A 13,658-nucleotide genomic window follows, 5' to 3' on the forward strand; every position below is an offset into this window, starting at 1 on the left:
CGCTGATGAACCTGGCGCCTCCTGCATGAAAAGCAAACGCACACTTCCCGTTACCTACCGTCTAGCCGTCACCTCGCGGGTGCTGGCTGCCGTGGTGGGCGGTTATCTGATGGCGTCCCTGGCAGCCGTCTGCCTGGCGCTGTGGATGCCGACGTCGCGCGCCGACGCGGTGATCACCGGGATGATGAGTTCGTTTGTGTTCTACCTGTTGGCGGTGCTCTGGTGTTTTGCCTGCCGCACGGCGTGGCGCGCCTGGGCGGGTGTGATGCTGCCGAGCGCGCTGTTTGCGACCCTGGCCGGCGTGGGTTTCTGGATGGCACGCACATGAAAGAGGGCTTTCGCCAGGCGATGGCCTGGTTGCACACCTGGGCCGGATTGATTTTTGGCTGGCTGCTGTTTGCGATTTTCCTGACCGGCACCTTGGCCTATTTCAAAGACGAAATTACCCATTGGATGCAGCCTGAAGTGCAGGCCCACCCACTGGACGATGCGCGCAGCCTGGCCGCCGCGCAAACCTATCTGCAGCACCAGGCGCCCAACGCCGCGCGCTGGTTTATCACCCTGCCTGGCAGCCGCGACCCCGGCCTGTCGGTGATGTGGCAAGACAAAGTCGACCCCGGCAAGCGCGGCAACTTCATCCAGAAAGTCCTCGACCCAGTCACCAGCCAGCCCGTGCAGGCCCGTGAAACTATGGGCGGCGAGTTCTTCTACCGCTTTCACTTCCAACTGCAAATGCCCTACCCGTGGGGCCGCTGGCTGTCGACCATCGCCGCGATGGTGATGTTTGTCGCGTTGATCACCGGCATCATCACCCACAAGAAAATCTTCAAGGACTTCTTCACCTTTCGCCCGCGCAAAGGCCAGCGTTCCTGGCTCGACGGGCACAATGCGGTGGGCGTGCTGGTACTGCCGTTTCATTTGATGATCACCTACAGCAGCCTGGTGATCTTCATGAGCATGGTGATGCCCGCGCCGATCGTGGCTTCCTACGGCGACGACAGCCGTGGGTTTTTCAATGAAGTGTTCCCCAACACCAACAATGCGCCGGCGCTCGGCCAGCCGGGTAAATTGCTGCCGTTATTGCCGATGTACCAGCTAGCGCGCGAGCAATGGGCAGGCGGGCATGTTGGCCGTTTAGTGGTCAACAACCCGGGCGATGTGAACGCCTCGGTCAATGTGGTTCGGTCCGGTTCCGACCGCGTGGTGCATGATTTTGGCAGCAGTGTGTCGTTCAACGGCACCACCGGCGAGTTGTTGCGGGTCAGTGGCGAGCAGTCGCTGCCGGCGGCGATTAGTGGCAGTTTCTACGGCCTGCACATGGGCCATTTCGCCGGCCCGGTGCTGCGCTGGTTGTACTTTATCTGCGGCTTGGCGGGTACAGCCATGATCGGCACCGGCCTGGTGATCTGGCTCGGCAAGCGCCAGCTCAAGCACGCCAAAACCGGTGTGATGCCGTTTGAGCTGCGGCTGGTGGAAGTGCTGAATATCGCCAGCATGTCTGGGCTGATGATCGCTATTGCGGCGTTTTTCTGGGCCAACCGTTTGTTGCCGATGAGCTTCGCCGAGCGCTCCGACTGGGAAGTGCAGGCCTTCTTTATCGCCTGGGGCTTGAGCCTGTTGCACGCCGTGCTGCGTCGAGGCCGCCAAGGCTGGGTTGAGCAACTGAGCGTCGGCGCGTTGCTGTTTGTGGCGATTCCCCTACTCAACGCGCTGACCACCTCGCAGCATTTGGGTGTGTCACTGTTCAGCGGTGACTGGGCCATGGCCGGCTTCGACCTGACGTGCCTGGCCAGCGGCCTGTTCCTGGCCTGGGCGGCCTGGAAGATGCAGCGCCGCATGGCGCCGCAGCCCAAGGCCGAACGCGCGCAGGCATTGACGCTCAAGCAGGAGGCGAACTGAATGCTGCTCGCCCTGTTGATGTGCTACGCCGGGTTTGCCGCGTTGTGCCTGTCTACCGATCGCCATCACGGTGAATTGCTGCACAGCAAACCATCGCCCAGTCGGCGCTTGAGCCTGCGCGCATGCGGTTGGCTGCTGCTGATGCTGGCGATCTGGCCGGCCGTCGCTGGCTCGGGTTGGGCCCAGGGTTTGGTGCAGTGGTGCGCCGTCTTGATGCTCAGTGCACTGCTGCTGGTGTTGCTGCTGCCGTATCGGCCAAGGCTGGCCTTGACCCTGGCGGGCGTCGGCCTGCTGGCCAGCCCGGTTGCGGCGTTCGCCTTATTCTGAGCCTTCCATGATGATCAGCACTCCGCCGGAATCCCAAGACAGCCCGCACACCGATGCGGCCGGTGGACGTGCGCATTTCCTGCAGGTGTTTTTGTCCCAGCGCTCGCAAATGGAAGCGCTGGTCAGCCGACGCGTGGGCTGCCGCGCCACCGCGGCCGACCTGGTGCAAGACCTGTTCCTGCGCTTCTGGCGCCGGCCACTGGTGCAGGTCGAAGAGCTCAGCACTTACCTGTTGCGCTGCGCCGGCAACATCGCCATCGACCACCTGCGCAGCGAAGGTGCACGCGCACGCAGCAGCGAAGGCTGGTTGCCGGAACAGCAGGACAATCAGGGCTCCGAACCCCAGGCCGCCCTCGAAGCGGGCAATGACCTGCGCCATGTCGAGGCCGCCTTGCGCAGCTTGCCGGAACGCACTCGGCAGATTTTCCTGCTCAACCGCATTCACGGGCGCAAATACGCGCAAATCGCCAAGGCCATGGGGCTGTCCCAAAGTGCCGTGGAAAAACATATGATGCGTGCCCTCGAAGCCTGCAAAGCCAGCCTTCGCGAACCCTCTTGCCCACGTACGCCAGGGAAAGCACCGTGACCGTCACCCCCACGCCCGCCCAGGAGCAGGCCGCACTTGACTGGCTGAGCCTGCTGCACGATCAGCCCAGCAGTGGCGACCAAGCCACCTTCAGCCGCTGGCTGCGTGCCGACCCTGCGCACGTCGAGGCCTATGCCCAGGCCCAGGTGTTGTGGGAGTTGAGCGAGGTGCCGGCGCGCGCACTGGCGGACGAGGACGCCTTGGCCTTGCAGGGCTACCTCAATGCGATGAACACCTCCAAGCGCTCACGTGTTGTGCGCAGGTGCAGCGCCTTGGCCATGGCTGCGTGCCTGCTGGTGATGGTCGCGATGGGCGCCGGTTGGCAGCCGTCACGCTGGGTCGATGACTTCGGCGCCGATTATGTGACGGCGCCGGGGCAGGTGAAGACCGTGACCTTGACCGATCAATCCCAAGTCACCCTGGATGCCGACAGCGCGATCGCCGTGGATTTCAGCCAGGGCGAGCGTCACATTCAGTTGCGTCGCGGGGCGGGCTTTTTCAATGTGACCCACACCGGCCAACCGTTTGTGGTCGAGGCCGGCAGCGGTGAAGCGCGAGTGCTGGGTACCCAGTTCGAAGTGCGCCTGCAACCGGCGGGCGCCCAGGTGACGGTGCTGTCCGGTCGAGTGGGTGTGACGCCGTCCAAGCAGGGCTCGCAGCAAGTTCTGACGGCAGGCCAGCAAGTGGCCTACGCCGAAGGTGTGGCTGAGCCCTTGCATGCCGTCGACAGCGAATCACGCCTGGCCTGGCGTGACGGCTGGCTCAATTACTACAAGGCGCCGCTCGCCGAAGTGGTCCAGGACCTGGGCCGTTATTACCCGGGCCGCATCCTGCTGCTTAACGACGAGATGGCCGCCAAACGCGTCAGTGGCAGCTTTCCGAGCAACGACCCGCAGGCGGTGTTGAATGCCTTGCAGGCGGTGTTGGGGTTTGAGCAGCACAGCCTGTTGGGCCGGATGATTGTGTTGCGTTAGCGATACATCAGGCTTCAATTTCCCTTTCGCAATTCTCCGCCAGGTCTGCGCAGGCCGCGCCTCGCGCCGCAGGCCGCGCCTCGCGGTGCCTGCGGACCTTTCACCGAACCTTCATCGCAATCACCCCAACCTGTCACCAAACCGTTACACGTGGCGCGGATCATCGCCGGGTTCCTGAGTGAGTGGTCAGGAACCTCGGCGTCGTCAGCCAACCAAGTTCCGGCGCGACTGCCCCATACCACAGAGCAACGTCAGTAAGGGATCTACAGGTGAACTACAACAATCTTTATGCCCTACTTTTAGCCTCGGGCCTGGGTGGCTTTGCGCCGCTGGTTTTGGCGGACGACGCGCAGGATGTGGGTTCGGTGAATATCGCCGGCAAACAAACCCTGGGCAACGGGCACATGATTCGCGAAGAAAGTGCCAAGGCGCGGTCGACGGTGACCAAGGAAGCCATGGACCAAATGTCGGCGACCGCCAACGCCATCGACAAGCTCAAATACACGCCAGGCATCAACGTTTCCAGCGATGACGCCAGCGGCACCAGTGGCACCAACTTCACCATGCGTGGCATGAGCTCCGACCAGGTCGGGGTGTCCGTCGACGGCGTGCCAATCAACGACTCGGGCAACTACAGCGTCTATTCAAACCAGCTGGGCGACCCGGAAAACCTCGCCGAAGTGTTTGCCACCCAAGGCTCCTCCGAGGCCGACGGCCCGCACATCGGCTCCAGCGGCGGCAACATCGGCATGATCACGATTCGGCCAACCAAAGAGTCCGGGTTGTTTGCCAAACAGACCGTCGGGTCCAATGACTTGCGCAAGACTTTCGTGCGTTTGAACACTGGCGATTTCGGCGGCCTAAGGACCTGGGTGTCGGCATCGCACCTGGAAGGTGACAAGTGGCGCGGCAAAGGCACGCTGCGTAGCGACAAAGTCGAGTGGAGCAGCCTGTTTGAAGACGGCAACGGCAACTCCACGCAGGCGACAGTCAAGTACAACAACCAGGAAAACTACAACTACAACACCCTGAACAAAGCGCAATTTGAGAACGAAGGGCGACGCAAGGACTACGCGCAAACGCCGGTGTACAAGTCGGGTTTGCTGTCGTCGTCCTACAAGCTCAACCGCAACCCGTTCGAAAGCGTCAACGCCACGCTCACGCAGCGCTGGCAGTTGCAAGACAACCTGGCGCTGACGGTCACCCCGTATTACTACTGGGCCAACGGTGGCAGCTTCAGCGGCCAGACCGCGTCGAACCTGGGGCCCAAATCCGACAAGGCCGGCAATTACGACCTGAGCAACCTGAAATCGGCCAACTACTACCGCCCTTCGTGGACCGAAACCTGGCGCCCTGGCGTCACCGCGAAAATGAAGTGGGACATCAACGAAGAACACAGCCTGGACTACGGCTACTGGTATGAACGCGCACGCCAGCGCCAGACCCAGCCCTTTATCGGGATCAACAGTGAAGGCGCGCCCAGTGATGTGTGGGGCGACTACAACGGCGGCGGTCAGGTGGTCGACAAGAACGGCGCCACCGTCCAAGGCCGCCACTACTACACGGTCACCCCGTCGCAGAAACTCTGGGTGCAGGACAGCTGGCAAGCCACGCCGGACCTGAGTTTCGTCGGTACCCTGGCCTACCAATACGTCGAGCGTGACGGCAACAACCTCGGCAGCCTGTACGACAAAGCGGAAAAACGTAACACCCGCTACCACCAGTTCCTGCCCAGCTTCAGCGCCAAGTACCAGGTCGACGAAAGCAACCAGACGTTCTACAACGTCACCCGCAACATGCGCACGCCGCCGAACTACGTGCTGTACAACAAGGGCGACTCGGTGAGCCTGAAGTCCGAGTTGAGCTGGAACCAGGAACTCGGCTGGCGCTACAGCGAAGACGACATGGCGTTGAGCGCAACCTTGTTCTACATCAGCTTCAAGGATCGCCAAGTGTCGACCACCGACTCCGCCGGTGACTACATGGTGCTTAACGTCGGCAGCGTCGAGAACAAAGGCCTGGAATTGGAGTGGAGCGGTTTGTTGCCGCACAACTTCAACTACTACGCCTCGTACACCTATACGAAGTCGGAGCAGCAAGACAATTTGCTCAGCAAGAACGTGTTGTTGCCAACGGCGGGCAAGCAGCTGGCTAACGTGCCGGAAAACATGTTCAACCTGGTGTTCGGGTATGACGACTCGCGCTTCTACGGCAACATCGCGGGCAAGTACGTCGGCAGCTTTTATGGTGATTTGACCAACAAAGAAAAAATCGACGGCCGTACGGTGTTTGATTTGAACGCGGGTATTTACTTGCCGGTGGACAAGAAGGTCATCAAGTCAGCGACCTTGCGGTTTTCAATGCTTAACGTGTTCGATAAAGAATACTTGAGCTCGGCACGCACCGTGGCGTTCAACTCGGCACCGGTGAATGGCTTGGCGCCGAGTACGGCGTATTACAACGTGGGGGAAGAGCGTACGGCGATGGTGTCGTTGGAAGCTAACTTCTAATAAGGCCACCGCTGGGCTAAATGTGGGAGCAGGCAAGCCAGCTCCCACATCAGTTGGCTCTCATACGAGCTGGGCTAAATGTGGGAGCAGGCAAGCCAGCTCCCACATCAGTTGGCTCTCATACCGATTGGGTTACTTCAACGCGGCCATGATTGCTTCAGGGTTGAACTCGCGAATCAGCGTGCCATTCACGTCCACAAACGGAATTCCGCCTCCGCCCAACGCCTCATACGCCTTGCGCGCCTGGGCGTCCTTCTCGATATCCAGGGCCTGGTACGGAATGCCTTTCTGGTCCAGAAAGCGCCGGATCTGCTTGCAGTAGCCACACCACTCGGTGGAATAGAGCACCACGCGCGCCGAGGCGCGTACCTGCTCCGAAACCACCTGTGAGGGGTTGAACAGCCGCTCGATCTTGCCCCAGTTCTGGATCACCACCACGACCAGCAACACCAACAGGACTTTCTTGAGAACCCCGCCGAGCATCAGTTACGGCGCTTGAGCTGGTCGGTCAGTTGGGTTGGCAGGCCCTTGATGATCAAGGTGCCGGCGGCTTCGTCGTATTCGATCTTGTCGCCCAACAGGTGCGCTTCAAAGCTGATGGACAAGCCTTCGGCGCGGCCGGTGAAGCGGCGGAACTGGTTGAGGGTGCGTTTGTCGGCCGGGATTTCCGGTGACAGGCCGTAATCTTTGTTGCGGATGTGGTCGTAGAACGCTTTTGGTCGATCTTCATCGATCAGGCCTGAGAGTTCTTCCAGGCCCATCGGCTCGCCGAGCTTGGCCTGGCTGCTGGCGTAATCCACCAGGGTTTTGGTTTTTTCGCGGGCGGATTCGTCGGGCAGGTCTTCGCTTTCGACGAAGTCGCTGAACGCCTTGAGCAAGGTGCGGGTCTCGCCCGGGCCGTCGACGCCTTCCTGGCAGCCAATGAAGTCGCGGAAGTACTCCGAGACTTTCTTGCCGTTCTTGCCCTTGATAAAGGAGATGTACTGCTTGGACTGTTTGTTGTTCTGCCACTCGGAGACGTTGATGCGCGCCGCCAAGTGCAGTTGGCCCAGGTCCAGGTGGCGCGAGGCGGTCACATCCAGGTCCTCGGTCACTGCCACGCCTTCACTGTGGTGCAGCAGGGCGATGGCCAGGTAGTCGGTCATGCCTTGTTGATAGTGGGCAAACAGCACATGGCCGCCGGTGGAGAGGTTGGACTCCTCCATCAGCTTTTGCAGGTGCTCGACCGCCGTGCGGCTGAAGGTGGTGAAATCCTGGCCACCGTCGAAATATTCCTTCAACCAGCCGCTGAACGGGTGCGCGCCGGACTCGGCATGGAAGAAACCCCAGGCCTTGCCTTGTTTGGCGTTGTAGCTCTCGTTGAGGTCGGCAAGCATGTTCTCGATGGCGGCCGACTCGGCAAGTTCGGAGTCGCGGGCGTGGAGAACTGCAGGTGTGCCGTCGGGTTTTTTGTCGATCAGGTGGACGATGCAATGACGGATCGGCATGGGCTTCTCGGCTGGTTGAAGGGGAGCGGTTGGCCTCCCCGAAAAGTCGCCCAGTGTACCGCACCCGTTGGGCATGACGCGCTCCGAAGGGTGTTTTGGCTACCCTCCGACGCCCTATATGCCCTTTTTTCACGGTTTAGAGCGATAAAGCTGACCAAATGGGTATGTTGAAGCGGATATTTCCCCGTCTCTGTGCTAGTTTTGCCCCGTCTTACGCCAAGACTCGGCGTTAAGCGTGCATTCAGCATCTGTCAGGTCGAACCAATCCCCGTTTCAAGCATCTATAACCCCGATCTCCGTGGTTATGGCCGGGGGTGCCAGGCCATGACGGTCGGGCTCGACGGCTGACACTGCACTCTGCAATCCATATGAATTTGATAGGGAAGGAACACCACAATGGCTATTACTAAAGACCAACTGATCGCTGACCTGGCTGAAGCAGTAGACGCACCGAAAACTACCGTGCGCGCTCTGCTGGACCAACTGAGCCAAGTTGTTGCTGATCAGCTGGAAAACGGCGGCGAAATCACTCTGCCAGGCGTTGGCAAACTGAAAGTGACCGAGCGTCCAGCCCGTACTGGCCGTAACCCTTCGACTGGCGCTGCCATCGAAATCGCTGCCAAGAAAGTTATCAAGCTGGTTGTGGCCAAAGGCCTGACCGACGCTGTTAACAAGTAAGACGCAGCAAAAAAAACCGTGCTCCGGAGAGATCCGGGCACGGTTTTTTGTTGCCTGCGATTTGGCGGTAGGGTTTGGAGCGCTGGCGCCACAACTGCTGTTCGTTCTTGGTCTGGAAGGTCCAGGCCACAAAACGGCTTTGCTTCTGGCCCTGGGACATCTCCACCACCTGGCTTTCCAGCACGCCGGCTTTTCTCAGGGCGGTCTCGATCGCGGGCAAGTTCGACGCTTTTGACACCAGGGTGCTGAACCACAGCACCTTGTGGGCAAAGTGCGCACTCTCAGCGATAAGCTGCGTTACAAAGCGCGCTTCACCGCCTTCACACCACAACTCCGCCGATTGGCCACCGAAGTTCAGTACCGGCAGCTTGCGCTTGGGATCGGCCTTGCCCAAGGCGCGCCACTTACGCTCGCTGCCCTTGGTGGCTTCGTCCATGGACGCATGGAACGGCGGGTTGCACATGGTCAGGTCAAAACGCTCACCTGGCTCCAGCAGGCCCAGCAAGATCTGCTTGGGATTGGATTGCTGACGCAGTTGAATAACCTTGCTCAGGTCATTGGACTGCACGATGGCCTTGGCGGCAGCCACGGCAATAGGGTCGACCTCCGAGCCGAGGAAGTTCCAGCGGTATTCCATGTAGCCAATCAGCGGATAGACGCAGTTGGCGCCCATGCCGATGTCCAGCACCTTGACGATGGAGCCGCGCGGAATCTTGCCGTCGTTGACGCTGGCCAGCAGGTCGGCGAGGAAATGCACGTAATCCGCACGCCCCGGCACCGGTGGGCACAGGTAATCCGCCGGGATATCCCAATGCTGGATGCCATAAAAGGACTTCAGCAATGCCCGGTTGAACACCCGCACCGCGTCCGGGCTGGCGAAGTCGATACTTTCCTTGCCATAAGGGTTGATGATCACGAATTTCGCCAGTTCCGGCGTGGTCTTGATCAGCGCCGGGAAGTCGTAACGGCCCGTGTGGCGGTTGCGCGGGTGCAAGGTGGCCTCTTTGCGCGGCGCGACGGGTTTGGCCGTGGCTGCGGTTTTAGGCTTCTTGCGCGGTGGTTTAGGTGTGCTGGGGGCGGTCATGTTGACTCTGGAGTAGGCTCAAAAATGGCGGGTATTATCCCACATTCATGAGGGAAAACAGGAATATCTACCGGTGGAGCAAAACCAGAGTGGGCAGCCTATTCGAAATAATAGAAAGCCTAGTTATTTGGCTTGTTTGTGCTTTGATACCGTTAATTTTGAGCAAAAAAAGAGACCCGAAGGTCTCTCTTTTTAATCCAGTATTTATTTACAAACTGGAAATCCGTGCATGTTGCTCCGCCAACTTGCCCAGCGCCTGTTCAGCCTCGGCCAACTTGGCGCGCTCCTTATCGATCACCTCAGCCGGTGCCTTGTCGACGAACGCCGCGTTGGACAGCTTGCCGCCAACCCGCTGCACTTCGCCTTGCAGGCGCAGGATTTCCTTATCGAGACGGGCCAGTTCCGCACCCTTGTCGATCAGGCCGGCCATCGGCACCAGCACTTCCATGTCGCCGACCAGCGCGGTCGCGGACAATGGTGCTTCAGCGCCGTCAGCCAATACGGTGATCGACTCCAGCTTCGCCAGCTTTTTGAGCAGCGCATCGTTCTCGGTGAGGCGGCGCTGATCTTCGCTACTGGCGTTCTTCACAAACACGGCCAGTGGCTTGCCCGGCCCGATGTTCATCTCGGCGCGGATGTTGCGCGTGCCGAGCATCAGGGTCTTGAGCCATTCGATATCGCTTTCGGCGGCCTCATCAATGCGTGCTTCGTTGGCCACCGGCCAAGGTTGCAGCATGATGGTCTTGCCTTCGATACCGGCCAGCGGCGCGAGGCGCTGCCAGATTTCTTCGGTGATGAACGGCATGAACGGGTGCGCCAGGCGCAGCGCCACTTCGAGCACGCGTACCAAGGTGCGACGTGTGCCACGCTGGCGTTCGACCGGCGCGTTTTCGTCCCACAGCACTGGCTTGGACAGTTCCAGGTACCAGTCGCAATACTGGTTCCAGATGAACTCGTACAGGGCTTGTGCGGCCAGGTCGAAACGGAACTGATCGAGTTGGCGGGTCACTTCGGCTTCGGTGCGCTGCAGTTGCGAGATGATCCAGCGGTCGGCCAGGGACAGCTCATAGGCTTCGCCGTTCTGGCCGCAGTCTTCGCCTTTGTCCAGCACGTAGCGCGCGGCGTTCCAGATCTTGTTGCAGAAGTTGCGATAGCCTTCGACGCGGCCCATGTCGAACTTGATGTCGCGACCGGTGGAGGCCAGCGAGCAGAAGGTGAAGCGCAGGGCGTCGGTGCCATAGCTGGCGATGCCGTCGGCGAACTCGTCGCGGGTCTGCTTCTCGATCTTCTTCGCCAGTTTCGGCTGCATCAGGCCCGAGGTGCGTTTCTGCACCAGGGTTTCCAGGTCGATACCGTCAATGATGTCCAGCGGGTCGAGGACGTTGCCCTTGGACTTGGACATCTTCTGGCCTTGGCCATCACGTACCAGGCCGTGCACGTAAACGGTCTTGAACGGCACCTGCGGCGTGCCGTCTTCGTTTTTCACCAAGTGCATGGTCAGCATGATCATCCGGGCAACCCAGAAGAAGATGATGTCGAAGCCGGTGACCAGCACGTCGGTGGAGTGGAATTTTTTCAGGAACTCGGTCTGCTGCGGCCAGCCCAGGGTAGAGAACGTCCACAGGCCCGAGCTGAACCAGGTGTCGAGTACGTCGTTATCCTGTTGCAGCGCAACGTCCGGGCCGAGGTTGTGCTTGGCACGTACTTCGGCCTCATCGCGGCCCACATAGACCTTGCCCGACTCGTCGTACCAGGCTGGAATACGGTGGCCCCACCACAGCTGACGGCTGATGCACCAGTCCTGGATGTCACGCATCCACGAGAAGTACATGTTTTCGTACTGTTTAGGCACGAACTGGATACGGCCATCTTCCACGGCAGCAATCGCAGGTTCAGCCAACGGCTTGGTCGACACGTACCACTGGTCGGTCAGCCAAGGCTCAATGATGGTGCCAGAACGGTCGCCCTTCGGCACTTTCAGGCCGTGGTCGTCGACGCTCACCAGCAAGCCGGCGGCGTCGAAGGCTGCAACGATCTGCTTACGTGCTTCAAAACGGTCGAGGCCGGCGTATTCGGCCGGGATTTTGCCGTCGATGCTCTCGTTCAGCGTGCCGTCCAGGTTGAACACCTGGCAGGCTGACAGTACGGCGGCGTTCTTGTCGAAGATGTTCAGCAGCGGCAGGTTGTGGCGCTTGCCGACTTCGTAGTCGTTGAAATCGTGGGCCGGGGTGATTTTCACGCAGCCGGTGCCGAATTCAGGGTCGCAGTAGTCGTCCGCGATGATCGGGATGCGACGACCCACCAACGGCAGCTCAACGAACTTGCCGATCAGCGCCTGGTAGCGCTCGTCGTTCGGGTTAACCGCGACGGCAGCATCGCCAAGCATGGTTTCCGGACGGGTGGTGGCGACGATCAGGTAGTCGTTGCCCTCGGCGGTCTTGGCGCCGTCGGCCAACGGGTACTTGAGGTTCCACAGGAAACCTTTCTCGTCGTGGTTTTCCACTTCGAGGTCGGAAATCGCCGTGTGCAACTTGGTGTCCCAGTTGACCAGGCGCTTGCCGCGGTAGATCAGGCCGTCTTCATGCAGGCGCACGAAGGCTTCTTTCACCGATTCCGACAGACCGTCGTCCATGGTGAAGCGCTCGCGGCTCCAGTCGACGGACGAACCCAGGCGACGGATCTGACGGCTGATGTTGCCGCCGGACTGATCCTTCCATTCCCAGATCTTTTCCAGGAATTTCTCGCGGCCCAGGTCGTGACGGCTCTGGCCGGTGGCTTCGAGTTGGCGTTCCACCAGCATCTGGGTGGCAATGCCAGCGTGGTCGGTGCCCGGTTGCCACAGGGTGTTACGGCCCTGCATGCGGCGGAAGCGGATCAACGCATCCATGATCGCATTGTTGAAGCCATGGCCCATGTGCAGGCTGCCAGTGACGTTCGGTGGCGGAATCATGATGGTGTAGGAATCGCCGGCACCTTGTGGGGCGAAATAATTCTCGGACTCCCAGGTGTTGTACCAGGAAGTTTCAATGGCGTGCGGCTGGTAGGTCTTATCCATGCGCGGCGGGACCCTATTGGCATTTATTCAGGAAAGCCGGCAAGTATAACGGGGGATAGGGCGCAGGGCGAGGTGAAGACAGGCTTGAGATGTACGCAGTGCAAATGTGGGAGGGGGCTTGCCCCCGATAGCAGTGGGTCAGTGACTGATAAGCTGGCTGACCCAGCGCTATCGGGGGCAAGCCCCCTCCCACAGTAGATCCAGGTGTGGCTCAGGACTGGTATTGGCTGAGCAACCGTTCCATCCGCGCATCCAACCTGCGTTTGATCTCGGTTTCGATATGCGGCGCAAAGTCGTCGATCACATCCTGCATGATCAGTTGCGCAGCGGCGCGCAGCTCGTTGTCCAGGTGCAGCAGCAGGGCGTCTGGCGCCTTTTCGGTAGCCGTCGCAGCCGGCGCGGGCTCTACAATCGGGGCTTTGGCGACAGGCTGCGGTACGGCGGGCTTGCCACCGACCATGTCGAACAACAGCGGAATCTGTACCTCACCGTCGACCGTTTCGGTCAGCAGCGGCGGTTGCAAGCCATCATCACCGAGCAACTGTCGGATCGACTCAAGGTCGTCCAGCAGGTGGTCGTCTTTTTTTGTAGGTTTTGGCGTGTCCATCATGTACTCAAAGTCGTTGTAGTCGGTGATCTTGCAGAGAATAGCCCTGTTCGCGGTAGAAACGGAAACTCTCCCGCGCGGCTTGACGAATAGCCGGGTCTTCCACCACCACTTCCGCCACACGGGCAAACGCTTTGGCAAAAGCCGGTACTTTCAGGTCCAGGTTGACCAGCAGGTCATGGTGATCGCCGCAGCTGTCGCCTAAACCCAACACAATCAGGCCTTCGGGTTCGGACTCGGCAGGGCCGTGGGGCACGAAACTTTCGCCCTTGAAGCGCCACAGGCGGGCGTCGAGGTCGTCACGTTGGGCGGCATCGCTGCAATGCAGGTAGATGCGGTGGCCCATGCGCCAGGCTTTTTCGGTGAGTTTGCAGGCAAAGTCCAGGCGCGCAGAGGGATCGGCGCTGGGCAATATATAGAAGTCGACTTGGGTCATTGCGGTTCCTGAGAC

13 protein-coding genes are annotated in these 13,658 nt (G+C 60.2%); 7 read left to right on the forward strand and 6 right to left on the reverse strand.

All coding sequences use genetic code 11. The features are described from left to right. Positions 1-25: 25 nt before the first annotated feature. From GJU48_RS05025 to GJU48_RS05050, 6 genes are all read left to right on the forward strand, one after another. Positions 26-328 (forward strand): DUF3649 domain-containing protein, encoded by a 303-nt coding sequence (locus tag GJU48_RS05025; RefSeq protein ID WP_094951384.1) that lies wholly within the window; start codon positions 26-28, stop codon positions 326-328. After that, on the forward strand, positions 325-1,899 hold the full coding sequence (locus GJU48_RS05030) for a PepSY-associated TM helix domain-containing protein (protein ID WP_094951383.1): 1,575 nt from the start codon (positions 325-327) through the stop codon (positions 1,897-1,899). Before GJU48_RS05025 ends, GJU48_RS05030 begins: the two co-directional genes overlap by 4 nt. Beyond that, complete coding sequence (locus tag GJU48_RS05035; RefSeq protein ID WP_094951382.1) at positions 1,900-2,226, forward strand: DUF3325 domain-containing protein; 327 nt, start codon at positions 1,900-1,902, stop codon at positions 2,224-2,226. 7 nt (positions 2,227-2,233) lie between these two features. After that, complete coding sequence (locus tag GJU48_RS05040) at positions 2,234-2,812, forward strand: RNA polymerase sigma factor (RefSeq protein WP_094951381.1); 579 nt, start codon at positions 2,234-2,236, stop codon at positions 2,810-2,812. Then, positions 2,809-3,786, forward strand: coding sequence for a FecR family protein (locus GJU48_RS05045; RefSeq protein WP_094951380.1), 978 nt, complete (start codon positions 2,809-2,811; stop codon positions 3,784-3,786). The genes GJU48_RS05040 and GJU48_RS05045 overlap by 4 nt, the downstream gene beginning before the upstream one ends. Before the next feature lie 269 nt (positions 3,787-4,055). Then, positions 4,056-6,296, forward strand: coding sequence for a TonB-dependent receptor (locus tag GJU48_RS05050; protein WP_094951379.1), 2,241 nt, complete (start codon positions 4,056-4,058; stop codon positions 6,294-6,296). A 132-nt stretch (positions 6,297-6,428) separates the two neighbouring features. On the opposite strand, the gene GJU48_RS05055 is transcribed toward GJU48_RS05050, so the two are convergent. After that, the gene (locus GJU48_RS05055) at positions 6,429-6,779 is read right to left on the reverse strand and encodes a glutaredoxin family protein (RefSeq protein ID WP_064450852.1); all 351 of its coding nucleotides are present in this window, start codon (positions 6,777-6,779) and stop codon (positions 6,429-6,431) included. Next, complete coding sequence (gene yejK, locus GJU48_RS05060; RefSeq protein WP_048720332.1) at positions 6,779-7,783, reverse strand: nucleoid-associated protein YejK; 1,005 nt, start codon at positions 7,781-7,783, stop codon at positions 6,779-6,781. The genes GJU48_RS05055 and yejK overlap by 1 nt, the downstream gene beginning before the upstream one ends. A 396-nt stretch (positions 7,784-8,179) precedes the next feature. On the opposite strand from yejK, the gene GJU48_RS05065 reads away from it, so the two are divergent. After that, entirely contained in the window at positions 8,180-8,461 is a 282-nt protein-coding gene (locus tag GJU48_RS05065) for an HU family DNA-binding protein (RefSeq protein WP_003188840.1), read from the forward strand. On the opposite strand, the gene rlmF is transcribed toward GJU48_RS05065, so the two are convergent. The 4 genes from rlmF to GJU48_RS05085 form a co-directional block, all read right to left on the reverse strand. After that, positions 8,451-9,545 carry a 23S rRNA (adenine(1618)-N(6))-methyltransferase RlmF gene (rlmF, locus tag GJU48_RS05070; RefSeq protein WP_371923430.1) on the reverse strand — a complete coding sequence of 365 codons (1,095 nt, stop codon included), beginning with the start codon at positions 9,543-9,545 and terminating at the stop codon, positions 8,451-8,453. The two genes, GJU48_RS05065 and rlmF, sit on opposite strands and share 11 nt — an antisense overlap. A gap of 208 nt (positions 9,546-9,753) precedes the next feature. Beyond that, entirely contained in the window at positions 9,754-12,600 is a 2,847-nt protein-coding gene (locus GJU48_RS05075) for a valine--tRNA ligase (protein ID WP_094951377.1), read from the reverse strand. A gap of 211 nt (positions 12,601-12,811) precedes the next feature. Then, complete coding sequence (locus tag GJU48_RS05080) at positions 12,812-13,207, reverse strand: DNA polymerase III subunit chi (protein ID WP_094951376.1); 396 nt, start codon at positions 13,205-13,207, stop codon at positions 12,812-12,814. Between the two features lie 7 nt (positions 13,208-13,214). Then, positions 13,215-13,643: a DNA polymerase III subunit chi gene (locus GJU48_RS05085; RefSeq protein WP_094951375.1), complete on the reverse strand. Its 429-nt coding sequence runs from the start codon at positions 13,641-13,643 to the stop codon at positions 13,215-13,217. Positions 13,644-13,658 lie beyond the last annotated feature (15 nt).

It is taken from the genome of Pseudomonas sp. IB20 (assembly GCF_009707325.1).
In the GTDB taxonomy this organism is placed as follows: domain Bacteria; phylum Pseudomonadota; class Gammaproteobacteria; order Pseudomonadales; family Pseudomonadaceae; genus Aquipseudomonas.

Bases quoted from the DNA above. Each gene is read 5' to 3' on its own strand.
- yejK (WP_048720332.1), bottom strand. From the start codon at position 7,783: ATGCCGATCCGTCATTGCATCGTCCACCTGATCGACAAAAAACCCGAC.
- GJU48_RS05035 (WP_094951382.1), top strand. From the start codon at position 1,900: ATGCTGCTCGCCCTGTTGATGTGCTACGCCGGGTTTGCCGCGTTGTGC.
- GJU48_RS05075 (WP_094951377.1), bottom strand. From the start codon at position 12,600: ATGGATAAGACCTACCAGCCGCACGCCATTGAAACTTCCTGGTACAAC.
- rlmF (WP_371923430.1), bottom strand. From the start codon at position 9,545: ATGACCGCCCCCAGCACACCTAAACCACCGCGCAAGAAGCCTAAAACC.
- GJU48_RS05080 (WP_094951376.1), bottom strand. From the start codon at position 13,207: ATGGACACGCCAAAACCTACAAAAAAAGACGACCACCTGCTGGACGAC.
- GJU48_RS05025 (WP_094951384.1), top strand. From the start codon at position 26: ATGAAAAGCAAACGCACACTTCCCGTTACCTACCGTCTAGCCGTCACC.
- GJU48_RS05055 (WP_064450852.1), bottom strand. From the start codon at position 6,779: ATGCTCGGCGGGGTTCTCAAGAAAGTCCTGTTGGTGTTGCTGGTCGTG.
- GJU48_RS05040 (WP_094951381.1), top strand. From the start codon at position 2,234: ATGATGATCAGCACTCCGCCGGAATCCCAAGACAGCCCGCACACCGAT.
- GJU48_RS05065 (WP_003188840.1), top strand. From the start codon at position 8,180: ATGGCTATTACTAAAGACCAACTGATCGCTGACCTGGCTGAAGCAGTA.
- GJU48_RS05030 (WP_094951383.1), top strand. From the start codon at position 325: ATGAAAGAGGGCTTTCGCCAGGCGATGGCCTGGTTGCACACCTGGGCC.
- GJU48_RS05085 (WP_094951375.1), bottom strand. From the start codon at position 13,643: ATGACCCAAGTCGACTTCTATATATTGCCCAGCGCCGATCCCTCTGCG.